The sequence below is a fragment of the Brucella pituitosa genome, from assembly GCF_965577835.1.
Taxonomy (GTDB): domain Bacteria; phylum Pseudomonadota; class Alphaproteobacteria; order Rhizobiales; family Rhizobiaceae; genus Brucella; species Brucella pituitosa.
The window spans coordinates 1,236,848-1,262,412 of sequence record NZ_OZ264093.1 but is presented as its reverse complement, the minus strand read 5'-3'; the positions used below and the strand labels follow the sequence as shown (position 1 = coordinate 1,262,412).

Sequence of the window (25,565 nt, the reverse complement as noted above, 5' to 3'; positions counted from 1 at the left end):
CATGAAATCATCTGAAAAGACAGTATTTGCATTAAATAACAACGATATAAAAATAATTTTTAAATTAAACTATTAGTGCCATACCAACACACGACAAGGTTTACAGTTGCGGTAGCGATTGAATGCGGGCGCCACCCTGAGACTCATTGTGCCGCCATCTGTTCGAGTCGTTCGCCGGTAAGCAGTATCCATTCTGTAACAAATGCCGAGTTGGAAGCTACGTTCTGCATCGAAGCGCTTTGAGAGTGTCATGAAAGTCGCACCGACGCATTACTTATGCTCACTTTAAGCAAAAGTGGGGATTTTCTTAGAGCTCTCATTGACAGATGCCATTCGGAGGCGCAGCAAAAGCACCGTAGAATTTCGGCCGGAAAGAGGGGATCAGCGCGGCATGAAAGTTACTATCGAACAAACGCTCGATCAGGCCGGAGCAGGCCCCTTCCAGCGTAACCTTCTCGGCGTATTCGGACTGGTCTGGGCTGCAGATGCCATGCAGGTACTGGCTGTGGGTTTCACCGCCGCTTCAATCGCCATGACTTTCGGCTTAACTGTTCCACAAGCCCTGCAGACCGGAACGCTGTTCTTTCTGGGGATGCTGATAGGTGCCGCGCTCTTCGGCAGACTCGCTGATAAATATGGCCGTCGTCGCGTGCTTCTCATCACCGTTGCCTGCGATGCCGTGTTCGGCCTGCTATCAGCTTTCTCTCCCAATTTTGCCATTCTGCTTGGCCTGCGCTTTCTGACAGGCATCGCGGTTGGCGGCACCTTGCCCGTCGATTATGCAATGATGGCGGAATTCCTCCCGTCCAAGAATCGCGGCCGCTGGCTGGTGATGCTTGAAGGTTTCTGGGCCGTCGGAACCGTCATCATCGCGTTGGCCGCATGGGCCGCAAGCCTTGCAGGCGTTGCAGACGCGTGGCGCTATATCTTTGTCGTCACTGCTGCACCCGCTTTAATTGGCATCTGGCTGCGTTTCTGGGTACCAGAATCGCCGATGCATCTGCTCAAAACAGGTCAGAGCAAAGAAGCAAAGGCCGTTATGAATCGCGTCCTTCGCAAAAACGGCAAAACTGAACTGCCGCCCAAAGCAATGCTTGAAGCACCGCTTCTTATTACCAATGAAAGGCTGTTATCGCCCAACTTGCGTCAGCGCACGCTAACCACCCTAGCGATCTGGTTTCTTGTATCAGTCTCCTATTACGGAATTTTCACATGGATCCCGGCAAAGCTTGCCGGTGACGGCTTCGGTTTCGTGCGCGGATATGGCTTTCTGGTGATCGTCGCTCTGGCGCAATTACCGGGCTATGCGCTTGCAGCCTATGGCGTCGAAGCATGGGGGCGCAAGAAGACTCTGATCAGCTTTCTCTTCATCAGTGCGGCGGCCTGCGCGCTCTTCACCGTTGCGGGCAGCTCGACCCTGGTTGGCGCTTCAATCCTGATCATGAGCTTTGCTCTGCTTGGCACGTGGGGCGCGCTTTATGCCTTTACGCCTGAGCTTTATCCAACAGCATTGCGTGCAAGCGGGATGGGTGCAGCAGGCGCTATGGCTCGCCTTGGCGGCTTGCTCGCACCGTCTGCCCTCGCTTTGGTTATCAGCCAAAGCTTCAATATGGCGGTGGCGATGTTTGCAGGGTTGCTGGCATTGGCCGGGATCGTCGCGTTTTTCATCAATGTGGAAACGCGTGACAAGGCACTGAACTGATAAATGAATGCCCGGATTTCAGATGTGAAATCCGGGCTCTCTTTATTAAGTTTATTAATTAGATAAACTTACCCATTGTTTTTTATAATCTTTATATCGATCATCATTAGCTGAATATCTTTGATTGTGCATCACCGGAATTGCAGCTCCGGCTAATAGTCCTGCACCTGATGCCGTTCCAGTCGAACCCGAAACAGCAATCACTTCCCGCTCTGAAAATCCGGCCAATGCTGAGAGATAGAAACTGTTTGCTGCAAATGGTCCTTCGACAATAATTGGCCCGTTCGCACCCAACAGATCGAGACAGGCTTCTGTCATCAGTGCCGCATAAAGGCAGGCGGCCACATAACGCGCTTCCGAGCTGGCGCCTTCTGTATTAACCCAGCGCAGACTTCTATCCGGGTAAGGACCGCAGCCGGGAACAGCCGATGGCAACGCCATGATACCACACTTCAGAACTTCATCGAGTATCCCGGCACTCTCATTCAATGAAGGCGCTTCCAGACCTTCCGTCATAAGGTCGAATTCCCGCCCACCCATATAGCGTGCAGATGGAACCGCACGGCCATAGGCGTCAACATTAGCCAGCGTATCGCGTTTTGGGTCGAGGCCATTCAGATCACCGCCCACCGCAAAGCTCACCACCCAGGTGCCGGTGGAGACGACCGAAAACGGTGGCTTACGATCCAAGAGGTGCGCCAGCAGCGACGCATTGGAATCGTGAATACCGCAGTGAACCTCCACAAAGTTCGACAATCCTATTTCATCGGCGAGTTCCGGGCATAGCGCGCCGAGCGCATCAAATGCGGATCGCAATGGGGGAAACTTTCCCTCGAGGCCCAGACTTTCGACCAGCGAAGAATAGGTGCCGTTCTTTGGACACCACAGATCAGTGTGGCAACCGAGCGATGTAACTTCAACGGAAGCAATGCCGGTAAGCCGATATGCCCAATATTGCGGATAGGTCAGAATGAGGTGCACGTCGGCAAAATTATCGGGAAACTCCGTTTTCAGATAATGAAGCTGTGCGCCGACATTGAGCCCAAGCGATAATACCGGTGAGAAGGTTTCATCAAAAGGTGGTTTGATACGCGCATAAGCTGCGCGAATTTCAGGCCCGTAGTCATGCTCGTAATCGAGCACCGGCATGGCGAGTTCGCCATTCTTGTCTAGCAGTGCAGCACTCGCACCGTGGGTCGTTATCGATATGGCGTCAAAGCCCGGTTCTTTCGCAAAGGCTTTCAGACTATGGAGAAAAAAGCTCCATAAGGCCTCAATGTCATAATGAGGATAGGGGCCATCGCGTCGTACTGTGTTTGGTATACGATGAACGGCGATCTCTTCTCCCGTTTCGGCGTTCAAAAGAACAGTCTTGGCATTGGTTTTGCCAATATCGAGAATGGCAATGCGCTTCATGGCATATGAAATACGGGTTTGAGGTCTGAGGAGATCGGCGAGTTATCTGGATTGGTTTCCATGATGTCCGCCATATGCGCCCACCACTTTTTCATCACAGGATGATCGGGCAGGGCGGCCATGTCATGCGACTTCGTGCGCGTGAGAATACCAAACAGAATATGCGTTTCCTCATCCAGCCATATTGAATAATCAGACACGCCCGCCTCATGCAGAAGACCAACAAGTTCAGGCCAGATTTCGTCGTGGCGGCGTCGATACTCAGCCTCCATAGCGGGATGAAGCTGCATCCGGAAAGCATGGCGCTCCGTCGTCATGTTCTGTGCCTCGCCTTGATTTTGCGCCCAAGGATTGGAAGCGAAATGGTGATGATCAGCAAAAGGCCGATAAAGATCGACATCACAATGCCCGGCACATTGAGAAGTCCAAGCCCAAAGGTCACAAGTCCCATAACGAAGGCGGCGATCACCACACCGATGATGCTGCCTGCGCCACCCAGGATCGACACACCGCCAAGCACCACCATTGTCACCACCTCAAGTTCCCATCCCTGCGCGATCGACGGGCGAGTGGAGCCAAGGCGAGATGTAAGGCAGACAGCTGCTATGCCGCTCATGACGCCGGTCAGCAAAAACAGAGTGAATTTCATCCGCTCTACCGGAATGCCGGAAAAGCGCGCTGCAAACTCATTGTTGCCGATGGCATAAATCCGGCGACCAAAGCTGGTGCAATGGAGAAGCACGCCGAAAATAATGGCGGCAACAATGAACAGCACAAATTCAAATGAGAAAACCCAGAAGACATAGCCTTGTCCGAAATAGGCAAAGCTTGCCGGGTAGCCGCCATAGGCTTTATCACCAAGCACAATATAGGAAATGCCGCGAAAGAGGCTCATAGTGCCGATGGTGACGACAATGGAAGGGAGTTTCAGCCCCGCGACAAGACCGCCATTGATCGCTCCACAGACAAGGCCTGTGCCAATACCGATCAGGACCAATCCGGGCGTGCCGACACCGGCTTGTGCTGCGGCTCCCATCGCTGTGGATGCGAGCGCGATAATGGCAGCTACCGACAGATCAATCTCGCCGGAGATGATCAATAGCGTCATGGCAAAAGCGATGAGTGCTTTTTCCGTGAAATTGAAAGTCGCGTCCGACAGGTTCCACGCATTGAGGAAAAACGGCGAGGCAAACGCATTTGCAATGAAGATCGCAATCGCAACACCAAGCAGCAGCATTTCCCAACTGGCGAACAGGCGGGTATAGGAGGTTCCCAGCCGATCGGGAATTTGGCGGCGTTCGGTTATGTCGCTCACGCTGCTGGCTCCTCATAAGTCTTTGCGGCCTTGTCGCGCAGAATGATACGTCCGCCGCGTTTCTCCTGTCGCGCATTGAAAATCACGGCTGCAATGATAACTGCGCCGGAAATCGCCATTTGCCAGAAGGGTGAGATGTTGATGACGGGCAGGGCGTTTTTGATGACGCCGAGAAACAGCGCACCCAGCACTGCGCCAAAGGCCGTGCCAATGCCGCCGATGATAGAAATCCCGCCGATCACGCAGGCAGCAACGCTGTCGAGTTCAAATCCGTTGGCGATATCGACATAAGCAACCGCATAGCGCGAAACCCAGAGATAACCGCACAACCCTGCTAATGAGCCGGAAAGCACAAAGGCGAAGAAGCGCGTGCGGCCCACATCGATACCGGCATAGACCGCAGCCGTCGGATTGCCACCTGATGCATAAAGTGCTCGGCCAAAGAAGCTGCGAGTGAGCAGCACATAGATGAGGCCGATGATGAGCAGTGCCGTCCAGCCAAGGAGCGGAAGCCCCAGAAACACCGTGCGCGGCGTATTAAGAAACGGCCCGGTCATCTGATGAGCATTGACCCAGCCACCACCCGACAGAACAAAGGCCATGCCGCGATAAATGGTCAGTGTGCCAAGTGTGACCACAATGGCTGGAATATCCAGCTTCCAAACCAGAATGCCATTGATCGCACCCAGAATGGCACCAATGCCTACGGCTGAAACAATCAGCACGACCAGCGGTATTTCAGGGTAGGCGGCATTGAGCATCGCCACCGCCATGCCGGTAAATGCCAGATTGGCCGCGACCGAAAGATCGATGGACTTTGTCAGGATCACCGACATCTGACCCAGAGCCAGAATAATCAGGATCGACGTGTCGTTGAAAATGTTCGCGAGATTGCGTGGCGAGCTGAAACCCGGCGCACGCATCGAGAACAGCCCGATCATGATTGCAATGATGACAAGAAGCAGGAGTTCGCGCTGTTTGAGAAGTTGTTTCATATCTTACTCCGCATTCTCACCGGCATTTCCAGTGGCCGCACGCACCAGAACTTCGGCATCAAGGTCCGCACGATCAAAAATGCCTTCCACCAGCCCTTCGCGCATCACCATGACGCGATCCGACATACCTATAATTTCGGGTAGCTCGGACGAGATCATAATGATGCTCAGACCTTCCGCAGCTAACTCACTGATAAATTCATGCACGGCTGCTTTCGAGCCAATATCAATCCCTTTGGTCGGTTCATCGAGAATGATGACCTTTGGATGGGTCGCGAGCCACTTACCGATAACCACTTTCTGCTGATTGCCGCCGGAAAGCGTTCCCACCGGCACAGAAAGTGCGGCGGCGCGCAAATCAAACCGCTCGGCATATTTGCGTGCGAGCTTGAATTCTTCCGCCATGCGCAGAAACCCGCGCCGCGATGTGCGCGCCAGCGAGGGGAGCGATACATTCTGAAAAATCGGCATCTGCAAAACCGCGCCATGCCGTCCGCGCTCTTCTGGCACATAGACAATGCCTTGAGCAATTGCATCGCCCGAGCGGCGGATTTTGATTTCCTTGCCTTCCAGCACAACTTGACCGAATGAGGGCGTCGTCATGCCAAACAGCGATTGCGCGAACTCAGAACGACCAGCGCCCACCAGACCATAGACACCGAGTATTTCACCGCGCCGCAGTTCAAAGGATATATTGCGGAACTCGGTCGGATGAGAATAGTTCGTAACCTTCAGCACCGTGTCGCCAAGCGCAACATCCTGCTTGGGAAAAGCCTTTTCCACCGAACGTCCAACCATCAACCGGACAATTTCGCGTTCATTCATCTCCGACAATAGTCCGTGCCCGACCGCACAACCATCGCGGAAAACCGCATACCGATCCGCTATCTCATAGACTTCATCGAATTTGTGGCTAATGAACAGGATTGCTTTGCCCTGTGATTTCAGCCGCTCGACGATGCGGAAAAGATCATCGACTTCCTTGCGCGACAGAGCTGCTGTCGGCTCATCCATGATGACGACGCGGGAATCCACCGAAAGCGCACGCGCAATCGCCACAAGATGCCGCTGCGCGATGGAAAGTTCTCGCAGCTTGATACGTGCATCAACCGTGATTTCCAGCGAAGAGAGCAGAGCCTGTGCCCGTGCAAAAACTGCCGCCCAATTGACGAAGCCAAGCTTCGTGCGGGGGGCGTGGCCGAGATAGATATTCTCGCCAACGGATAATTCGTCGAAAAGCACTGTTTCCTGATGAATGGCGGTTACACCGGCGTCGGTCGCATCCTGCGCAGTCGAAAAATGAACCGGCTGATCATCAATCAGAATTTCGCCTTCGTCCGGATGATAAATTCCCGTCAGAATTTTGACGAGCGTCGACTTGCCCGCTCCGTTTTCGCCGATCAGTGCTGTTACCTGGCCTGGATAGAGCGCGATGTTGACGTTATCGAGCGCTCGCACTCCGGGAAATGTCTTGGCAATGCCGCGCATTTCCAGCAAAGGCGTATCCGGATGGCCGGCAGGCAACACCGATTGCCCGCTTTTCTGCAAAGCTGCATTCATCAGAAATACCTGAATTCAATTCGGAAAATGATGGCAGTGCAAGATTATCCCTCGCACCGCCAGCCTCAGTCTTAAAATTAAAAGACCTTGGAGAATTCGTCGATGTTCGATGCGTCATAGACAAATGGATCGCTCATCGCGGCTTCGCCGTTTTCGCCAATCTTGATTTTGCCCATGCGACCGGCTTCGATTTCCGAGCCCGGCTTGCCGTCTGCATCACCCTTTACAAGATGGTAGGCAATCTGCGTTGCAGAATAGCCCAGATCGATCGGGTTCCAGATCGCGAATTCCTTGGTTGCACCCGACTTGATGGCGCCTGCCATTTCAGACGGCAGGCCAAGGCCGGTTACATAGACATCGCCGATCTTGCCAGCGTCTTTGACTGCCTGCGAGGCAGCAAGTACACCAACGGTGGTCGGAGCGACAATCACCTTCACATCAGGATTGGAAGTGAGGAGTCCCTGTGCTTCGCGATAGCTCTTATCGGCAAGGTCATCGCCGTAAACGGTGGTTACGAGATTGAGGCCCGGAAAATCCTTGAGCTGCTTCTTCATCTCGTCAATCCAGATATTCTGGTTGGTCGAGGTGGTCGTTGCCGAAAGGATCGCGAAATCACCCTTACCATCTGGCAAATGATGCGCTGCCAGCGTCAGGCACATTTTGCCGATTAGATCGTTCGATGATGGATTGAGATGGACGATGCGGCCTTCAGGCGCGACACCGGAATCCCAAGAGATAACCTTAATACCGCGCTGCGCAGCCTTTTTGAGAGCTGGAACAACCGCATCCGGGTCGTTTGCAGAGATTGCAATCGCATCCACGCCTTGCGCAATCAGCGAATTGATGACTTCAATCTGACCTTCGGCAGTCGTTGTCGTTGGTCCGGTATAGATAACTTCAACGCCACCCAGTTCCTTGGCAGCTTCCTGTGCGCCCTTATTGGCCGCTTCAAAAAAACCATTGCCCAACGATTTCGCAACGAGTGCGATCTTCATGTCGGCAGCCTGTGCGGCATTCGCCATGAAAGCAACAGCCAGTGCTGTGCTCAATGCCAGTTTCGTGAAAAGTTTCATGTCCCATTCCTCCCGATTAAGAACATTCATATGTTTGGTTATAGCTTAGGCAACTTCTGTGGCTTCCCCCCGTTCGTCACCCTTGCCAGCATTTGCAGAGACCTGCGCTACGATGAGCTTGATGCCCGCATTCTCCACCATTCGCCGCGCATCATCCGAAATGCCTTCATCGGTGATCAGTGTGCTGACCCGATCAAGAGGGCAGAGGATAAGGCTTGAGCGACGTGTGAATTTCGATGAATCAACCATAAGAACGATCTCGTCCGCCTGACCCATCAGCTTCTGCTCACTTTGAATGACCAGAGCATCAGCCTCCATAACGCCAAGTGGACTAATACCCTGACACCCCAGAAACATGCGGCGTCCGTAGAAATTACGGATAACATCATTGTCAAATGGCGATAAAATAAGACTCTGTTCGCGATAGATAGCACCACCCGGAACCAATACGGTGCTTTTTGACTGCCGCAGAAGATGCTCAGCGATTGCAAAGGAGTTAGTCAGCACCTGCATTCGTCGTGGTGCGAGATAATGCACCATCTGAAAAGTGGTCGAACCACCATTAATGATAATGCTGTCACCTTCCTCGCAAAGAGACACAGCCTCACGAGCAATTAAGCGCTTGCGATCAGCATTTTCCGATTCCGACACTTTGAAGGGGCGACTCGCAAGACTTGCAAACTGCGGTGGGTGAATAGCTTCCGCGCCACCACGTACCCGTTTGATACGGCCCTGCATATGAAGGGATGCAATGTCACGTCGAAGCGTCGCTTCCGACGCTTCCGTCAGCTCCACCAAATCCTGAATGGTGATGACCGGCTTTTCCTGAACTGCGGTCAGGATAATACGGTGGCGCTCTCTTTCGTGCATGACTCCTCCTAATTCTTTATCGAATACAAATAGCAGCAGTGTCAATCATAAACAATCACAATCGCGCAAAAATAAACAAGCAAGAATGCTCATTTTTGATCGAATGTGATTGACAGTAAATTATCAAATACGCCATACCTACAAATGAATTGATCGTTTGTGCGCGAAAAAGAAAGCGCGCAATCAGGTCTTCACCATAAAACGGGAGGATGACATGGTGGCCCAAAGCAGGCTTTTGGATAACCGGTGGGATGACGCCAAAGCAGCGACGCTGGATGAACCGGGCAAACTGCTCTATCGCTCCAATCTCCTTGGCTCCGACAAGCGCATCACCAATTATGGTGGCGGCAATACGTCTGCAAAGGTTGAGGAAATTGATCCGCTGACAGGTCAGAAGGTTCAGGTTCTCTGGGTCAAAGGCTCAGGCGGCGACGTCGGCACGATCAAGCTTGATGGCTTTGCCACGCTTTATCAGGACAAGCTCGATGCGCTGAAAGGGATTTACAAAGGCGTCGACGATGAAGACCGCATGGTCGGCTTTCTTCCGCATTGTACCTTCAACCTCAATCCGCGCGCAGCGTCCATCGATACGCCACTGCATGGTTTCGTACCATTCACCCATGTTGATCACATGCATCCTGATGCGATCATCGCAATTGCCGCATCAAAGAACTCCCGCGAACTGACCGCCGAGATTTTTGGCGATGATATTGGCTGGCTGCCATGGCGTCGTCCCGGCTTTCAGCTGGGTCTCGACCTCGAAGCCTTTGTGAAGTCAAATCCGAAGGCTAAAGGCGTAGTCCTTGAAAGTCATGGGCTTTTCACCTGGGCCAATGATGCAAAGACCTGTTATGAGACAACCCTTGCAATCATCAACAAGGCTATTGAATGGCTTGATCAGAAGACGAGCAGCAAAGCTGCATTCGGCGGAGCTGTTGCGCAAAGCCTTGAAGCATCGGAACGTCGCGCCATTGCGGCGCGTCTTATGCCGGAGGTTCGCGGGCTGATCAGCAAAGACGAGCGCAAGCTTGGTCATTTCGATGATCAGGATGCCGTGCTTGAATTCGTGAATGCGAAAGATCTTCAGCCGCTGGCCCGCCTCGGCACGTCTTGTCCGGATCATTTCCTGCGCACGAAAATCCGTCCGCTCGTGATCGATTTCAATCCAGCCAAGCCGGATATTGACGGCATCGTTGCCGGACTTGAAGCATCGCTTGAAGCCTATCGCACCGATTACACGCGCTATTATGAGAGCTGCAAGCACAATAACTCACCCAAAATGCGCGATCCAAACCCGGTGATTTTTCTCATTCCCGGCGTTGGAATGCTGTCATTTGCGCGCGACAAGGCCACCGCACGCATTGCTGGCGAGTTCTATGTCAACGCGATCAACGTTATGCGCGGCGCGTCTGCCGTGTCCGAATATCAGGGCTTGCCTGAACAGGAAGCCTTCGACATCGAATATTGGTTGCTTGAGGAAGCCAAGCTTCAGCGCATGCCAAAGCCTAAAAGCCTTGCAGGTCGAATTGCACTCATCACCGGTGGAGCAGGCGGTATCGGTTATGCGACCGCAGAACGCCTTGCAGGCGAGGGCGCTTGCGTGGTTTTGGCAGATATTGATGCAGGATCGCTCAAATCCGCTCATGAGAATCTGTCGAAACGCTTCGGCTCGGATCAGGTACGCAGCGTCGAGCTGAATGTGACTGATGAAAAGGCGGTGATAAATGCCTTCACTGAGGCCAGCGCTGAACTCGGCGGCATCGATATTCTCGTATCCAATGCAGGCATTGCATCGTCGGCACCAATCGAGACGACAGAACTTTCGATGTGGAACCGCAATATAGATATTCTGGCAACGGGCTATTTCCTCGTTTCACGCGAGGCGTTCCGCCTGTTTCGACGTCAGAAGATCGGTGGCAACGTTGTCTTCGTTGCCTCAAAGAACGGCCTTGCCGCATCACCCGGCGCATCTGCTTATTGCACGGCAAAGGCCGCCGAAATTCATCTGGCACGTTGTCTGGCGCTTGAAGGTGCAGAGGCTGGCATCCGGGTGAATGTCGTCAACCCTGATGCGGTTTTGCGTGGCTCGAAGATCTGGGACGGTGAGTGGCGCGAACAGCGTGCAGCTTCTTCCAAAATCGATGTCACGGAACTGGAAGAGCATTATCGCAAGCGCTCGCTGTTAAAGCTCAATGTGCTGCCGGAAGATATTGCGGAAGCGATCTACTTCCTTGCGAGTGATGCTTCGGCCAAATCCACCGGCAATATCATCAATGTGGATGCAGGAAACCAGCAGAGCTTTCCGCGCTGATCATTGAAAAGGCGGGCGAGGCGATCTTGCCTTCCTGCCTTTTATCCAGGAAATTGAGGACATTCTGGGAGGAACCATGTCCGAACAACGTATTGCAGCCGATTTCATCGCTGAGCATAATTTCGGTTACGAAGACGCATTGAAGAGCGACTATCAGGCACTTGGCGAGCAGCTTGCACGTCGCGGCATCGAAATCGAAAAGATAACCCAAAAAGTCGCGGAATATTTTGTTGCCGTGCCTTCATGGGGTACAGGCACCGGGGGCACACGCTTCGGTCGTTTCCCCGGTCGCGGTGAACCACGTGGTATTTTCGACAAGCTCAATGATTGTGCCGTCATCAACGAGCTCTCCCGCGCAACACCAAATGTCTCGCTGCATATTCCATGGGACAAAGCCGATCCAAAAAAGCTGATGGCACATGCCACTGCCTTGGGGCTTGGTTTTGACGCGATGAATTCCAATACCTTTGCGGATTCAGCTGATCAGCAGCATTCCTATAAATATGGCTCGCTTACGCATGTGGATGCGGCGGTCCGCGCGCAGGCTGTTGAACATAATATTGAGTGTATCGAAATCGGAAATGCCATTGGTTCAAAAGCGTTGACCGTTTGGCTTGCTGACGGCTCAAACTTTCCGGGCCAGCAGAATTTCACTCGCGCTTTCGAGCGCTATCTGCATTCGATGGGCGAGATTTATAAGGCACTCCCGGACGATTGGCGGCTGTTTTCCGAACATAAAATTTATGAACCGGCCTTCTATTCCACCGTCGTACAGGACTGGGGCACCAATTATCTCATAGCGAGCACGCTCGGTCCGAAAGCACAATGTCTCGTCGATCTCGGTCACCATGCTCCCAACACCAATATCGAAATGATCGTTGCGCGACTAATGCAGTTCGGAAAACTTGGCGGCTTCCACTTTAACGACAGTAAATATGGCGACGACGATCTCGATGCAGGATCTATTGATCCTTATCGCCTGTTCCTCGTTTTCAATGAGTTGGTTGATGCGGATTATCGCGGCGTGAAGGATTTTCATCCCGCTCACATGATTGATCAGTCGCATAATGTAACCGATCCACTGGAAAGTCTTATCTCTTCAGCCAATGAAATCCGCCGCGCCTATGCGCAAGCACTATTGGTGGATCGTGAAGCGCTGGAAACCTATCAGCAGGAAAATGACGCACTCATGGCGTCAGACACGCTGAAACGTGCTTATCGCACAGATGTAGAACCGATATTGGCCGAAGCACGTCGCCGAACAGGCGGAGCGATCGAGCCGATTTCTGCTTATCGCGCGAGTGGCTATCGTGAGAAAGTTGCCAAGGAGCGCCCGGAAAGCAGAAGCGACGGCGGCGCTTTCAACTAAGGCATATCTCAATCGGGGAGCGTCCTTATAAGAACGTTCCCCGTTTCTTTTGGTCTAGAGCATGTCTCCAAAAATGGGAACCGGTTTTGGGATAAAGACATGCGTAAAAACAAATGGATAGAGCATTTCCAATGACTCAAGCAAAACAGGAAACGCTCTATTGAGCTTTTCTGAATGTCAGATTGTAGCGATGGCGCCCCAACTGCGGGTGTTCCCCGTCTTTAAGCGCCAGAATACCATGATAGAACAGCCGTGATGGGCCACCCCAGACGACCACGTCGCCGTGATACAGCACAAATTTGCGCACCAGGTCATTGCGCTGCAAACCACCGAACTGAAATGTCGCGGGAAGGCCAAGCGATACGGACACAATCGGATTGGTGAAATCCTTTTCGTCCTTATCCTGATGCAGCGACATCTTCGCGCCCGGCTCATAGCGATTAATCAGGCAGGCATCGGGTGAAAATTCAGCGTAACCCGCTTCCTGTGCAGCAGTTTCCGCAAGGCTGCGCAAAGCATCCGGCATCTGAGGCCAGGGCCGGTCAGTCTCTGGATCAACCGGACTGTAACGATAGCCGCGTCGATCCGTGACCCAACCGTAATTGCCACAATTGGTCATCGCCACAGACATGCGAAAACCGCCCGGGGTCGTCATGTGGCGAAACGGTGCTTCACCAGCAACACCTTCTAAGGCACTGATAATATTTTTGTCGTTCGCAAGAGAAAAGCTGCGCAAAAGCACGGCACCGTCCGCGAGATCTTCGCGTGTTTCGAGACTGGAAAAGAGATCGTTCATCGAGCGATCTTAGCACAAAGCCTTGCCACTGCTTCCCGAAAGTTGCTTCCAAACTTTGTGCTCTTGACAACACTCAAGACTCGTAACATATAAAGTTACATGAAAAGAGATAGCAAATTATCGGGCGTTCTGCACGTCCTCCTTCACATGGCAGAATATCAGAAGCCGGTGACTTCTGAGGTGCTGGCCAAAGCAATGGGCACCAATCCTGTTGTTGTCCGCCGTGTTATGGGCGGCCTGCGTGAGCAGGGTTATGTTCGTTCCGAAAAAGGACACGGTGGCGGTTGGGAGATTGCCTGCGATCTATCAAAGGTCACGTTGCGGGACATCTATAATGCCATCGGCAAACCTTCGCTGCTTGCCATGAGCAACCGTACCGAAATACCGGGATGCATCGTTGAGCAGGCAGTCAATGCCTCTCTGAATAAAGCGTTTCACGATGCTGAGGAACTCTTGTTGAAACGCTTTGGCGAAGTGTCACTCGCCATGTTGAGCGAGGATTTCCATAAACGCGCCCTCGAACGCGGCGCGACATTCGATCTGGAGACAGCGCATGACGCATCATGATGCAATCATTATCGGCGGTAGCTTTGCCGGGCTTACCGCGGCAACTTACATCGCTCGTGGCAGACGATCAGTCCGCGTGATCGACGCAGGCAAACCCCGCAATCGCTTCGCTGAGCATTCGCATGGCTTCTTCGCACAGGATGGAAGCAATCCGGCAGCCATGCTCGAAACGGCAAGGGCTCAAGTGCAAGCCTATCCAGGCGTCGCAATAACCCATGGGAAGGCGATAGATGGAGCCGGAGGGCTTGATGATTTTTCAGTACAGCTCGACTCAGGCGAGACCGTGCGCGGACGCAGGCTCATTTTTGCCTTTGGCATCTCGGACGAGTTACCAGATGTTCCGGGGCTTGCGGAACGATGGGGCAGTTCGGTAATCCACTGTCCATATTGCCATGGTTATGAGTTCAGCGGCAGAAAACTTGGCGTGCTGAACCTTTCACCCATGTCTGTCCATCAGGCCATGCTGATCACAGAATGGGGGCCAACGACATTCTATTTGAACGGTGGCGATGAACCGGATGCTGCGACACTCACAGAGCTGGAAAAACGTGGCATCAATATAGAAACTGCCAAAGTGGCCCATTTACGAGGCGAGGGCACTTCTCTGTCGGAGATTGAATTGGCTGACGGCCGGATATCGTCTGCGGAAGCTCTGTATATAGCTCCCCGCAATCGGCTCAATAGTTCCATTGCCGAGCAGTTCGGCTGCACGCTTGAGGACATGCCGCTCGGTAAAACTATCAAGACCGACGAGATGAAAGCGACCAGTGTTGCGGGTATTTATGCAGCGGGCGACGTTTCACGCGGTGCGCATAGTGTTGCCTGGTCGGTTTCAGATGGCGTTACCGCAGGCGTCTCGGCTCACCGCTCGCTAGTCTTCCAGAGCTAGATTGCATTGTAAAAAACGGGGCTAATGCCCCGTTTTTATTTTGTAATTTAGAGCTAAGCGTCAGTGCCGAAACGTTCCTCGCTGAGTGCCGCCGCCATCAGCGCTTTGGTATATTCCTCACGCGGACTATCGAAGACTTGTTCCGTATCGCCTTGCTCCACGATCTTACCGTTCTTCATCACGATCACGTAGTCTGATACCGCACGGACCACTGCCATATCATGGCTGATGAAGATGTAGGAAAGACCATAATCCTTTTGCAAATCGCGCAAGAGCGTGACGATTTGTTTCTGGACCGAACGATCAAGCGCACTTGTCGGCTCGTCAAGTACGATCACCTTTGGTTTCAGGATCATGGTGCGTGCAATGGCGATGCGCTGACGCTGACCACCCGAGAACTCGTGCGGATAGCGATTACGCATCGCCGGGTCCATGTCGACTTCCTTAAGCGCTTCACAGGCACGGCGGTCGCGTTCTTTGGCCGACAGGTTCGGCTCATGGATCAAAAGCCCTTCGGTAATGATGCGGCCCACAGTCATGCGTGGGCTTAGGGAACCGAACGGATCCTGGAACACAAGCTGCAGTTCCCGGCGCTTTGGACGCATCGCCTGCGATTCCGTCGGCAATTCCTTGCCAAGATAAGCGATGCGGCCTTCTGACGGCAGCAAACGCAGAATAGCGCGGCCAAGTGTCGATTTTCCGGAACCGGATTCCCCGACAATACCGATGGTCTGGCCCTGTTTGAGAGTCAGAGAAACATCGTTGACGGCTGTGAGATAGGTTGCAGCGCCGAGCCATGGCTTGTTGATAAGGAAATTGACCTTCACATTATCAGCACGGATGAGCACCGGCGCTTCATCAGGCGGTGAGAGTTTTTCACCTTCCGGTTCAGCATCCAGCAGCATCTTCGTATAAGGATGCCCCGGTGCTGTGAAAAGCTTCTCGGTTTCGTTGGTTTCAACCACCTCGCCATAGCGCATGACATAAACCCGGTCAGCAAAGCGGCGGACAATCCCGAGATCATGCGTGATGAAGACCACTGCCATGCCGAGCCGCTTTTGCAGATCTGCCAGCAGGTCGAGTATCTGCGCCTGAATGGTAACGTCGAGCGCAGTCGTCGGCTCGTCAGCGATCAGAACATCCGGCTCGTTGGCAAGCGCCATGGCAATCATCACACGCTGGCGCTGTCCGCCCGAAAGCTCGTAGGGATAGCTGTCGATGCGGCGCTCCGGTTCTGGAATACCAACCAGTTTGAGCAATTCAAGAATACGCGGGCGCGCTTCCTTTTTGCTCATGCCACGATGATATCGCAGCGGTTCGGCCAACTGATCGCCAATGCGATAAAGCGGGTCGAGCGAGGTCATCGGCTCCTGAAAGATCATCGTGATCTTTGCACCGCGTATCTTATTGAGTGCCTTATCGGTCATACCGATCAGGTCCTGCCCGCGATAGAGCGCTTGCCCCGTAGCCGTACCGTTCTGGGCCAGCAGGCCCATCATCGCCATGGTTGTCTGACTTTTACCGGACCCGGACTCACCGACGATAGCGACGGTCTCACCGGCTTTGACATCCAGATTGATGCCACGGACGGCCTCAACCGGTCCGTCGTTTGTATCGAAGGTAACGCGCAGGTCGCGCACGCTCAGAATGTTTTCGTTCGTCATCTCAGCGATCCTTCGGGTCAAGGCTGTCACGCAGGCCGTCGCCAAGGAAGTTCAGCGCAAACAGGATGATGGTCAGCGTTGCGGCCGGCCAGATCAATTGCCAGCTTGCGCCGCGCATGTTCTGAGCACCTTCCGAAATGAGAAGACCGAGCGAGGTGAGAGGGTCCTGAACACCGAGGCCGAGGAACGACAAGAGGCTTTCAAGAAGGATTGCCTTGGGCACCAGTAGCGTCACAAAGACGATAACGGGACCAAGCGCATTCGGGATGATATGTCGTGTGATGACACCACGCCGTGTTGCGCCAAGTGCTTCTGCCGCCTGCACGAATTCCTGACGTTTGAGGCTCAATGTTTGCCCGCGCACGATGCGCGCCATATCCAGCCATTCCGTTGCGCCGATGGCGATGAAGATGATCAAAATGGATCGCCCGAAGAAGACGAGCATCAATATCACGAAGAAGATGAAAGGCAGCGAATAAAGGATGTCGACAAGTCGCATCATAATGTTGTCGGCACGTCCGCCGAGGTAGCCCGATATCGCACCGTATCCAACACCAAGCACCAAAGCCATCGCCGAAGCCAACAGACCGATGGCAAGCGACATACGAACGCCAATGAAGATGCGTGTCATCAGATCGCGACCGAGATTATCAGTACCAAGTACGAAATAATTACGCGCGACATTCAACGTAAGCTTACCCGACAGCCCATCTGCAGCAAGTTCAATCTTAGGATTGCTAAACAGGTCAGAGCGCTGGAAATAGCGCAACACCCGCTCATCCGTCGGACGCTGTGTGGTGAAGTCAACTACGATATTGTTGCCCGTCAGCTCCGGCTCCGCGGACGCATTCAGACGGGCGCGGGCAAGCTCGCGTTCCAATCCAGGCATGATCGTATCAGCACGCGGATAAGCCTCCAGACTTGGAGCCACGCGCACGAACTGCGGATAGATTTTGTCGTAAGGATGCGGGCTGACCATAGGGCCAAAAATGCCGACAAGTGCCAATATGATCAGGACGATTGCACTTGTTACTGCTGCCTTGTTCTTGCGCAGGCGCAACCAGGCATCCTGCCAGAGCGAACGGCTTGCGACAGCTGCAAGCTTTTCTGTTTCTGTCGGTACGGTAAGGTCAGTCATAGCGAACCCTCGGATCAAGCCATGCATAAAGAAGGTCGACGATGAGATTGAACACCACGACGAAAACGGAAATCACAACCACGGTGCCCATAACCATCGTGTAATCGCGGCTCAACGCGCCTTGCACGAAGTAACGACCGATACCGGGAATACCGAAGATGGTTTCAACAACAACTGAGCCGGTGAGAAGTGCTGCAGCTGTTGGTCCGAGATAGGAAACTGCGGGCAGCATGGCAGCACGCAAGGCATGTACCCCAACCACAACACGCGACGGCAAGCCATAGGCGCGGGCGGTGCGAACATGATTGGCGCGCAATGCTTCAATCGTTGCACCGCGCACTAGACGGGCGATCACACCAACCTGCGGTAAAGCCAGTGTCAGTACCGGCAATATCCAGTACGTGATATTCGCGGAGGACCAGCCACCGGCTGGCACCCAACCGAGAATGACACCAAAAAGCAGGCTGAGGAGAGGGGCAACAACGAAATTCGGTGTGGTAATGCCAAAGGTGGCAAGTGCCACAACGAAATAATCGATCGGCGAATTCTGTTTCAATGCCGCGATTGTACCGAGAAATGTTCCGATAATCGCAGCCAGACTAAGGGCCAGCGCACCAAGCATGATCGAAACCGGAAGACCGGAGGCGAACAAGTCATTGACGGTGAAGTCGCGGCGCGTGAAGCTTGGGCCAAGATCACCGCGCAACAGATTGCCCAGATAAATCAGATACTGCTGCCAAAGCGGCGCATCCATATTGTAGGCTTTCTTGAGGTTTTCGAGGATCAGCGGATCAATCGGGCGCTCAAGATCGAAAGGACCACCCGGCGCAAGCCGGATAAGGAAGAAAGTCAGTGTGACGATGATAAAGATAGTTGGTATTGCACTACCCAATCGTCGGAGCGTGTAGCCCAGCATTTTTATTTCCCTTCTTTGCCGGAACGCTCAAAAAGCGACCCGGCAAATCCCACTAAGGGCGTTCCTGTTTTTGTTTAGCCTTTTATCGACAGCCAGTGTGTGGCGTGCGAATTCATCAGGTTGTCGTCGTAGCCTTTGACTTTGTCGGCAACCAATGCGGTAGATGAATAGTAGAGCAGAGGAATAGCAGCCCCGTCTTGAAGCAAAATCTTCTCTGCGTTGGCGAGGATTTTCGCCCGTTCACCCAAATCCGCTGTGATGGCTGACTTCATCATCAGCGCGTCATAGTCCTTGTTCGACCATTGCGCATAATTGAAGTAGCTGTCGCTCGTGAAGAGTGACAGAAACGAATTCGGGTCGTTGTAATCCCCAACCCAACCATCGCGTGCGATATCGAACATGCCTTTTTGCTCAAGATAATTGAAATAGGTCGTGCCATCGACTTCGTCGAGAGTGGCATTGATACCAATACCCTTGAGCATGTCGGCAATCGCCGCCATCGTGTTCTTGTGATTTTCCGACGTGCTATATCTCAGCACTATCGACAGACTACCAGGTGTGACGCCCGCATCTGCCAACAGCTTTTTTGCCTTGTCTTCGCGATCAAGAATGTCTTCTTTGGCGTAGCTTAGCTGCGGTCCGTCTTTGACGTAATTATTGATGCCGGGAGGCACCATCGAGCTGGCAGGAAGCATTGTACCGCGCCAGACTTCCTGTGCCAGAAAATCACGATCAATCGTCATTCCAATGGCTTGTCTGACACGCGGGTCGCGCAACTTGCTGGAAGGCTCACCTTTGATGTCGATGTAATAAATGCCCAGCAGCGGCGCCTGATGAAACCATTTACCGAGGTTCTGTTTCACATAGTCCATCTGCTCGGCGGCAACATCAGAGCAGATATCAACTTCTTTCGCCTCAAACCGGCGCATACAGCTGGAGCGGTCCTGAAACGGTATCCAGTTCACCTGATCAATCTGAACATGCTCCGCATCCCAATAATAGGGATTTTTCTTCATAACGATCTTGTCGTTCGGATTGAAACTGACAAGCTCATAAGCGCCATTGCTGACCATATGGCCCGGCTGGCTAAACTTTGACCCGAATTCCTTTACGGCTTTCGGATTGACCGGAAATCCGGTGTTATGGGTCAATAATTCAATGAAATATGGAGTAGGGGCATTGAGCGAGATCTGGAGCGTTTTGTCGTCGAGTGCCTTCACGCCAAGCTGATCGACATACATATGACCCGTCGCGATCTGCTCGGAGTTCTTGATTGAATAAAAGACACTGGCGTAGCCCGCAGCCGTCTTAGGGTCCATCAGGCGGCGAAATGAAAACTCGAAATCGCCTGCCGTTACAGGATCGCCATTCGACCATTTTGCATTGTCGCGCATGTGAAAAGTATAGGTGAGGCCATCAGGCGAAATTTCCCATGATGTCGCCGCACCGGGAACTGCTCTGCCGTGGCTATCCTGCGCCACCAGCCCCTCATAAAGATCTTTTAAAACGCGGTCTTCCTGAACTGTAGTGGTGAGCTGCTGATCCAGCGTTGAAGGATCCATATCATTGCCACGGTTAAGCACAATTGCAGCAGACGCGGCGCTGCCAAGCGAAATCAGGCAAACGCCTGCCAATAAAATTCCGCGAACCATCGTGAAACTCCCATAAGTCTTAAAAAAATATCTGTCCCATGAAAAGAGGGACCCTCCGACCCTCCCAGGTCGAAAGAAAAAGGGGCCGCGCCGAAAGGCGCAGCCCGAGCTGAAAATTTATTGTTTGAACGAGAGCCAGCGGGTTTTGTGGCTGTCCATAAGGTTGTCGTTCCAGCCATCAATCTTGTCAGACACAAGAGCGCGCGAGGAATAATAAAGAATAGGAATATTGCTCATGTCATCGAGCTTGAGCTGCTCAGCTTCAGCCAGAACCTTGGCGCGGGCATCCAGATCAAGGATCTTTGCTGCTTCAGCCATCTTCGCATCATATTCCGGGTTTTTAACCTTGGAATAATTGAAGCTGACATCACTCTGGGCAATGTAGAGGAAGTTCTGCGGATCGTTGTAATCGCCGATCCAGCCAGCGCGTGCGATATCGAACGGACCGTCTTCACGCAGGAAGTTGAAGTAGGTAGCGCCTTCGGTTTCGTTGAGCGTTGCCTTCACACCGATATTGCCAAGCTGATCGGCAATTGCTGCCATCGTGTTCTTGTTGTTTTCAGATGTGTTGTAGAGCAACTCAATCGAAAGTGTGTTTGGCTCAACGCCTGCTTCCTTCAACAGCTCCTTGGCCTTGTCTTCACGATCCAGCATGTCATCGGAATAGTTGAGCTTAGGCGCATCCTTGACGTAGTGGTTGATACCTGGAGGAACCAGCGAATAACCGGGGAGCATGGTGCCCTGCCAGACCTGATCGGCAATGAAATCACGGTCGATAGCCATGGAAATCGCCTGACGGACACGAGGGTCCTTCATCTTGCTGTCAGCGGTTTTGCCCTTAACCGGAAGATAATAAACGCCGAGATAAGGTGCCATACGGAATTCGTTGGCGAGGTTCTTCTTCACATAATCCATCTGTTCGGCTGGAACGTCCGAGCAGACCTGAACTTCCTTGGCCTCAAAACGACGCATGCAGCTGGCGCGATCTTCGAATGGAATCCAGTTGATGGTGTCGATCTTGACCTGATCGGCTTCGTAGTAATTCGGGTTCTTCTTCATGACGATCTTGTCGTTCGGCGTGAAGCTGACCAGTTCGTAAGCGCCGTTCGTCACCATCTTCCCAGGTGTCGTGAACTTGTCGCCATTTTCCTCAACGCTCTTCTTATGCAGCGGGAAGCCCGTCTGGTGCGTCAGAAGTTCGAGGAAATAAGGAGCAGGGGAGTTGAGTGTTACCTTCAGCGTGTGATCGTCAACGGCTTCCACACCGAGTTCATCGACCGGCTTTTTACCACCAGCAACGTCTTCCGCGTTCTTGATGACAAACAACATGCTCGCATAGCCAGCAGCTGTCTTAGGGTCCATCAGACGGTGAAAAGCGAAGCTGAAATCACCAGCCGTTACCGGATCGCCGTTCGACCATTTTGCATTATCGCGTAGGTGAAAGGTATATGAGGTGCCATCTTCTGATATATCCCAAGACTTCGCTACTCCTGGGATAGCTTCGCCATCAGCATTCTGAATGGTCAGGCCGTCGTAAAGATCACGAAGCACATTGCCTTCGGAAACAGTGGACGTGCGATGATGGTCAAGCGTTGCTGGATCGGTGTCGTTGCCACGGTTGAGAACAGTCTGAGCCGATGCCGCTCCCATCAGTGCCAAAAGACATACGCTTGTCAGTAAAGTTTTGCGAAACACGAAGAACCCCTCCTTGGTAATTTTTGAAATGGTGTGCATCTTATGGATAAGATCGGCTCTTGCAAGAGAAGTTCTCAACACACTGAATTGTTTCACAGATTGACGACAGCAAAGCTAATTTAGAAGGCAAAATTTTGGTACGCAACAGCAGCCTAACGACCGATTTGTGCTTGATACAGGACGCATAAAAATCACGAAAACTCCTTATTTTACGGACTTTTGCGCTACTGTTGTCAGCAGTTTCATTCGGTTCAAGACGTGCGATTCGCCTAATTTTTGATCAATGAATTCGAGTTGTGGAAAACACTTATCGTAAGACAACTTCGGCAGACCATCTGGGCATTATATTAAATCCGCCGCAAATGTTTTACCCCAATAAGGTGCTGGCTTCCTGCTTGCGTTAAGTTCCATAACATACGTTATGTGATTTATATGTATTATGCATTTCTCACTGAGATTAACGGCGGCTGAGTTCTTCACTCAGCCGCCGTTTGCTTTATTTCAGTGCGAAGACTGGCCCCGCACAGCAGCAACATCGGCAGCAGAAGCAGCACCAGCCTTGTTACCCCAAGCCGAACGAACAAAGGTTGCAAGCTCAGCAACTTCCTCATTCGACAAGCGGTCGGCATACCCCTGCATCACCAGACGCATTGGACGCTTTTCGGTCGAAGGCACTTCCGCACCATGCAGAATGATCGAAATCAGAGGCTTCACTTCTGAACCAGTGACCAGATCATTATCAGCCAATTCCGGGAAGATACCCGGAGCGCCCTTGCCCGTCACAAAATGACACGCTGCACAGTTGTCAATGTAGAGACGTGCGCCGACAGGCATGTCCGGAGATGCTTCAGTCAGCATCTTTGCAGTCTCTTCACCGGCAGCATCTGCAGGAGCTGCAGGCAGTGCAGTCGGAACCTTCTCGGCAAAGCTCTGCGGAACTTCAGCCGCGGCACCATCGACACCCTTGAGGAACGCCGCAATCGCAAGATTATCCGCATCGGTCAGATGCTGAAGCGAATGTTCTACAACGAGGCCCATTTCGCCATTGGCGGTCGAATGTGCATTGCGACCGGTTGCGAGATAGGAAGCCATTTCCTCGACGGACCATTTCTGTGGCGCCGACTGTGGACCACGCAGCGCAGGTGCATTCCAACCATCGACAACACCGCCTGTGAGGAAAGCCTTGTCGCCAGCCTGAACACCATCCTGCGCCATGAACGCATTGCGCGGGCTGTGGCAGGCAGCACAGTGGGCTGCACCTTCAACCAAATACTGGCCACGTTCCTGAACTTCGTTCTTACCCGCAGGCGTGAAGCCAGCCTTGTGGTTCAGAGCGAGCCAGTTCCATGCGCGGATACCGAACCGCATGTTGAACGGGAAGCCAAGTTCGGTCTCCTGCACTTCGTTCTTTACAGGTCCCACTTCATGCATGAAGTAGTCGTAAAGCGCACGGACATCTTCTTCGTTCAGCTTACGATAATTTTCGTAAGGCATGGCGGGATAAAGATGCGCGCCATCGGCACGAATGCCATCATAGAGCGCTGCACGGAACTGATCGAGCGTCCAGTTACCGATGCCGGTTTCCTTGTCAGGGGTGATGTTGGTCGTCCAGATCGTGCCCATCGGGCTTGCGATCTTACGGCCACCGGCAAATGATTTGCCGCCTTCCGCTGTATGGCAAGCCATGCAGTCGGAAGCATACATCACATATTCGCCCTGCCCCTTTGCAGGCTTCCAATCAGCAGCAAGCTCTTTCGTTGGCTTGGTCAGCTGAACCGGAACGAACAGGAAAGCCAGAAACGCTATAACTCCAAGAACAACCAGAACACCGATGATGCGAAGAAAAGTTTTCATGACTATTCTCCTCAAACCAGCGGACGCGGATTGGAAAGATACTGCGTGCGGATCGCATGCGCAGTCCAGTAAGCCAGACCACCGAGAAGACCGGTCGGATTATACTGCGTGTTCTGCACGAAGTTGCCCGCGCCCAGCATGAAGACGTTGTGCTTGTCCCATGCCTGCGAGAAGCGGTTGACCACACCCTCTCGCGGATTGGCCGACATAGTGTGACCACCCGTCGTATGCGTCGTCTGGTAAGGACGAACGTCGAACTGAGAACCTTCCTTCTTGAAGGATGACTGAATGAGGTCGGGGTTCATGGTCTTGGCCAGTTCTTCCGCCTTGCCCTTCATGAACTGGGTCATCCGGATATCGTTCGGATTCCAGTTGAAGGTCATACGCATCAAAGGACGGCCGTGCGGATCTTTATAGGTCGGATCAAGGTCAAGATGATTGGTCTTGTACGCCATGACAGAACCATGCGTTCCGATATTCATGGAGTGACCGTACCACTCGGCGATTGCGCTCTTCCAGCCTGCACCCCAACCCGGCGTGCCCGAAGGAAGCGTCATGCTGCGGATCGGTTGGCCGTTGGTCTGGCCCGAACGCCAATAAGCACCACCAATAAAGCCTTCACGACCAAAGTCGATCTGGTTTACACCGAAGTCATCGATGCACATGCCGTTAGCACCCGTACCGATGAACGGGTTGAACTCTTCGTTTTTGAAGAAGAGCGTCACACCGCCGGTCAGCTGATAGGCATAATTACGGCCCGTCACACCCTCGCCGGTTACCGGATCGTAAGGCTTGCCGATGCCTGAAAGCAGTGCCAAATGTACGTTGTTGAGCTGGAACGAAGCCATGATGACGATGTCGGCGGGCTGGAAGACTTCTTCCTGCGTCTTGTCGTCAAAATAGGTAACGCCGGTTGCAGTCTTGCCGTCCGGTGCCATTTCGATACGCAGAACTTCAGATTCCGTACGATATGAGAAATTCGGCATGCGCTTGAGCGCATCGAGAATGGTCGTCTGTGGCGACGACTTCGAATATTGGTAACAACCGAAACGCTCGCAGAAACCGCAATGGTTGCACGGCCCCATCTGCATGCCATATTCATTGACATAGGACGTCGAGGCAATGCCGCCCGGTGACGGGAACGGGTGATAACCCATGGCCTTTGCCGCATCGGCAAATTTCCGGCCATCCCATGTCGTATGCATTGGCGGCATAGGATATTCGTTGGCGCGCCAGCCTTCAAAAGGATTGCCGCCCTCAACGGTCTTGCCGTTGAGGTTGCCAGCTTTGCCGGAAATGCCTGCAACACGTTCGAAGCGGTCGAAGAACGGTTCCATTTCGTCATAGGTCACAGGGTAGTCGCCAAGCAACATATCTTCCGGGATGATCTGCTCACCCCAATTTTCAAGAACATGCGAACGCAGCCGCAGTTCTTCTGCCTGTGGACGCCAGTTGAGGCCGTTCCAGTGCGTACCAGCACCGCCGACACCATTGCCCGGAAGGAATGAACCGAAGCTGCGGTAAGGCAGTGCAATTTCGCTGTCACTGCGACGTATGGTGACGGTCTGCTGGCTGGCGCGCTGCATCATCTTGAGACGCACGCCGTATTTCAGCTCATCGATCATGTTCGGATATTTGAAGTCCGGAACGGTGTTTTGGTCGTGACCGCGCTCAAGAGCGACGATTTCAAGACCTTCCTGCGCCAATTCCATAGCTAGAATCGCACCCGTCCAGCCGAGGCCAACAATGACCACGTCTTTTTTCTTTTCCTGACGTGCCATTT

At 52.9% G+C, this 25,565-nt stretch carries 20 protein-coding genes; 5 read left to right on the top strand and 15 right to left on the bottom strand.

The features are described 5' to 3' along the window. Window positions 1-391: 391 nt before the first annotated feature. Window positions 392-1,702, top strand: coding sequence for an MFS transporter (locus ACSME1_RS17185; RefSeq protein ID WP_435655067.1), 1,311 nt, complete (start codon window positions 392-394; stop codon window positions 1,700-1,702). A gap of 54 nt (window positions 1,703-1,756) precedes the next feature. Here ACSME1_RS17185 and ACSME1_RS17180 read toward each other — a convergent pair whose 3' ends face one another. From ACSME1_RS17180 to ACSME1_RS17150, 7 genes are all read right to left on the bottom strand, one after another. Further along, complete coding sequence (locus tag ACSME1_RS17180; RefSeq protein WP_435655066.1) at window positions 1,757-3,118, bottom strand: FGGY-family carbohydrate kinase; 1,362 nt, start codon at window positions 3,116-3,118, stop codon at window positions 1,757-1,759. Further along, complete coding sequence (gene rhaM, locus ACSME1_RS17175) at window positions 3,115-3,435, bottom strand: L-rhamnose mutarotase (RefSeq protein WP_424576887.1); 321 nt, start codon at window positions 3,433-3,435, stop codon at window positions 3,115-3,117. The genes ACSME1_RS17180 and rhaM overlap by 4 nt, the downstream gene beginning before the upstream one ends. After that, window positions 3,432-4,433, bottom strand: a complete 1,002-nt coding sequence (locus tag ACSME1_RS17170) for an ABC transporter permease (RefSeq protein WP_207488803.1) — start codon at window positions 4,431-4,433, stop codon at window positions 3,432-3,434. The genes rhaM and ACSME1_RS17170 overlap by 4 nt, the downstream gene beginning before the upstream one ends. After that, window positions 4,430-5,428 carry an ABC transporter permease gene (locus ACSME1_RS17165; protein WP_435655065.1) on the bottom strand — a complete coding sequence of 333 codons (999 nt, stop codon included), beginning with the start codon at window positions 5,426-5,428 and terminating at the stop codon, window positions 4,430-4,432. The genes ACSME1_RS17170 and ACSME1_RS17165 overlap by 4 nt, the downstream gene beginning before the upstream one ends. A gap of 3 nt (window positions 5,429-5,431) precedes the next feature. Beyond that, on the bottom strand, window positions 5,432-6,988 hold the full coding sequence (locus ACSME1_RS17160; RefSeq protein WP_435655064.1) for a sugar ABC transporter ATP-binding protein: 1,557 nt from the start codon (window positions 6,986-6,988) through the stop codon (window positions 5,432-5,434). 77 nt (window positions 6,989-7,065) lie between these two features. Further along, window positions 7,066-8,061, bottom strand: a complete 996-nt coding sequence (gene rhaS / locus ACSME1_RS17155; RefSeq protein WP_007879134.1) for a rhamnose ABC transporter substrate-binding protein — start codon at window positions 8,059-8,061, stop codon at window positions 7,066-7,068. A 45-nt stretch (window positions 8,062-8,106) separates the two neighbouring features. After that, complete coding sequence (locus ACSME1_RS17150) at window positions 8,107-8,931, bottom strand: DeoR/GlpR family DNA-binding transcription regulator (protein WP_435655063.1); 825 nt, start codon at window positions 8,929-8,931, stop codon at window positions 8,107-8,109. A gap of 214 nt (window positions 8,932-9,145) precedes the next feature. Here ACSME1_RS17150 and ACSME1_RS17145 point away from each other — a divergent pair, with 214 nt between their 5' ends. Further along, window positions 9,146-11,242 carry a bifunctional rhamnulose-1-phosphate aldolase/short-chain dehydrogenase gene (locus ACSME1_RS17145; RefSeq protein WP_435655062.1) on the top strand — a complete coding sequence of 699 codons (2,097 nt, stop codon included), beginning with the start codon at window positions 9,146-9,148 and terminating at the stop codon, window positions 11,240-11,242. 76 nt (window positions 11,243-11,318) lie between these two features. Further along, window positions 11,319-12,611: an L-rhamnose catabolism isomerase gene (gene rhaI / locus ACSME1_RS17140; RefSeq protein ID WP_424576892.1), complete on the top strand. Its 1,293-nt coding sequence runs from the start codon at window positions 11,319-11,321 to the stop codon at window positions 12,609-12,611. A gap of 157 nt (window positions 12,612-12,768) precedes the next feature. On the opposite strand, the gene alkB is transcribed toward rhaI, so the two are convergent. Then, a complete protein-coding gene (alkB, locus tag ACSME1_RS17135; protein ID WP_435655061.1) occupies window positions 12,769-13,407 on the bottom strand; it encodes a DNA oxidative demethylase AlkB in 639 nt (212 codons plus the stop codon). A 99-nt stretch (window positions 13,408-13,506) separates the two neighbouring features. Between alkB and ACSME1_RS17130 the strand changes: the two genes are divergently transcribed. After that, window positions 13,507-13,974 carry an Rrf2 family transcriptional regulator gene (locus ACSME1_RS17130; RefSeq protein ID WP_105706319.1) on the top strand — a complete coding sequence of 156 codons (468 nt, stop codon included), beginning with the start codon at window positions 13,507-13,509 and terminating at the stop codon, window positions 13,972-13,974. Beyond that, window positions 13,961-14,863, top strand: a complete 903-nt coding sequence (locus ACSME1_RS17125) for an NAD(P)/FAD-dependent oxidoreductase (RefSeq protein ID WP_435655060.1) — start codon at window positions 13,961-13,963, stop codon at window positions 14,861-14,863. Before ACSME1_RS17130 ends, ACSME1_RS17125 begins: the two co-directional genes overlap by 14 nt. Window positions 14,864-14,916: 53 nt before the next feature. Here ACSME1_RS17125 and ACSME1_RS17120 read toward each other — a convergent pair whose 3' ends face one another. The 7 genes from ACSME1_RS17120 to ACSME1_RS17090 all read right to left on the bottom strand — a co-directional run bounded on the left by ACSME1_RS17120 (window position 14,917) and on the right by ACSME1_RS17090 (window position 25,563). Then, the gene (locus ACSME1_RS17120) at window positions 14,917-16,527 is read right to left on the bottom strand and encodes an ABC transporter ATP-binding protein (protein ID WP_435655059.1); all 1,611 of its coding nucleotides are present in this window, start codon (window positions 16,525-16,527) and stop codon (window positions 14,917-14,919) included. A gap of 1 nt (window position 16,528) precedes the next feature. Beyond that, entirely contained in the window at window positions 16,529-17,665 is a 1,137-nt protein-coding gene (locus tag ACSME1_RS17115; protein WP_435655058.1) for an ABC transporter permease, read from the bottom strand. Next, the gene (locus tag ACSME1_RS17110) at window positions 17,658-18,581 is read right to left on the bottom strand and encodes an ABC transporter permease (RefSeq protein ID WP_435655057.1); all 924 of its coding nucleotides are present in this window, start codon (window positions 18,579-18,581) and stop codon (window positions 17,658-17,660) included. The genes ACSME1_RS17115 and ACSME1_RS17110 overlap by 8 nt, the downstream gene beginning before the upstream one ends. Before the next feature lie 74 nt (window positions 18,582-18,655). Continuing rightward, complete coding sequence (locus ACSME1_RS17105; protein ID WP_435655056.1) at window positions 18,656-20,233, bottom strand: peptide ABC transporter substrate-binding protein; 1,578 nt, start codon at window positions 20,231-20,233, stop codon at window positions 18,656-18,658. A gap of 117 nt (window positions 20,234-20,350) precedes the next feature. Further along, on the bottom strand, window positions 20,351-21,928 hold the full coding sequence (locus tag ACSME1_RS17100; RefSeq protein ID WP_435655055.1) for a peptide ABC transporter substrate-binding protein: 1,578 nt from the start codon (window positions 21,926-21,928) through the stop codon (window positions 20,351-20,353). A 501-nt stretch (window positions 21,929-22,429) separates the two neighbouring features. Then, complete coding sequence (locus ACSME1_RS17095; RefSeq protein WP_105706327.1) at window positions 22,430-23,782, bottom strand: cytochrome c; 1,353 nt, start codon at window positions 23,780-23,782, stop codon at window positions 22,430-22,432. Between the two features lie 11 nt (window positions 23,783-23,793). Next, window positions 23,794-25,563: a GMC family oxidoreductase gene (locus tag ACSME1_RS17090; protein ID WP_024900095.1), complete on the bottom strand. Its 1,770-nt coding sequence runs from the start codon at window positions 25,561-25,563 to the stop codon at window positions 23,794-23,796. Window positions 25,564-25,565: the final 2 nt, after the last annotated feature.

Bases quoted from the DNA above. Each gene is read 5' to 3' on its own strand.
- ACSME1_RS17185 (WP_435655067.1), top strand. From the start codon at position 392: ATGAAAGTTACTATCGAACAAACGCTCGATCAGGCCGGAGCAGGCCCC.
- ACSME1_RS17180 (WP_435655066.1), bottom strand. From the start codon at position 3,118: ATGAAGCGCATTGCCATTCTCGATATTGGCAAAACCAATGCCAAGACT.
- rhaM (WP_424576887.1), bottom strand. From the start codon at position 3,435: ATGACGACGGAGCGCCATGCTTTCCGGATGCAGCTTCATCCCGCTATG.
- ACSME1_RS17165 (WP_435655065.1), bottom strand. From the start codon at position 5,428: ATGAAACAACTTCTCAAACAGCGCGAACTCCTGCTTCTTGTCATCATT.
- ACSME1_RS17160 (WP_435655064.1), bottom strand. From the start codon at position 6,988: ATGAATGCAGCTTTGCAGAAAAGCGGGCAATCGGTGTTGCCTGCCGGC.
- rhaS (WP_007879134.1), bottom strand. From the start codon at position 8,061: ATGAAACTTTTCACGAAACTGGCATTGAGCACAGCACTGGCTGTTGCT.
- ACSME1_RS17150 (WP_435655063.1), bottom strand. From the start codon at position 8,931: ATGCACGAAAGAGAGCGCCACCGTATTATCCTGACCGCAGTTCAGGAA.
- ACSME1_RS17145 (WP_435655062.1), top strand. From the start codon at position 9,146: ATGGTGGCCCAAAGCAGGCTTTTGGATAACCGGTGGGATGACGCCAAA.
- rhaI (WP_424576892.1), top strand. From the start codon at position 11,319: ATGTCCGAACAACGTATTGCAGCCGATTTCATCGCTGAGCATAATTTC.
- alkB (WP_435655061.1), bottom strand. From the start codon at position 13,407: ATGAACGATCTCTTTTCCAGTCTCGAAACACGCGAAGATCTCGCGGAC.
- ACSME1_RS17130 (WP_105706319.1), top strand. From the start codon at position 13,507: ATGAAAAGAGATAGCAAATTATCGGGCGTTCTGCACGTCCTCCTTCAC.
- ACSME1_RS17125 (WP_435655060.1), top strand. From the start codon at position 13,961: ATGACGCATCATGATGCAATCATTATCGGCGGTAGCTTTGCCGGGCTT.
- ACSME1_RS17120 (WP_435655059.1), bottom strand. From the start codon at position 16,527: ATGACGAACGAAAACATTCTGAGCGTGCGCGACCTGCGCGTTACCTTC.
- ACSME1_RS17115 (WP_435655058.1), bottom strand. From the start codon at position 17,665: ATGACTGACCTTACCGTACCGACAGAAACAGAAAAGCTTGCAGCTGTC.
- ACSME1_RS17110 (WP_435655057.1), bottom strand. From the start codon at position 18,581: ATGCTGGGCTACACGCTCCGACGATTGGGTAGTGCAATACCAACTATC.
- ACSME1_RS17105 (WP_435655056.1), bottom strand. From the start codon at position 20,233: ATGGTTCGCGGAATTTTATTGGCAGGCGTTTGCCTGATTTCGCTTGGC.
- ACSME1_RS17095 (WP_105706327.1), bottom strand. From the start codon at position 23,782: ATGAAAACTTTTCTTCGCATCATCGGTGTTCTGGTTGTTCTTGGAGTT.
- ACSME1_RS17090 (WP_024900095.1), bottom strand. From the start codon at position 25,563: ATGGCACGTCAGGAAAAGAAAAAAGACGTGGTCATTGTTGGCCTCGGC.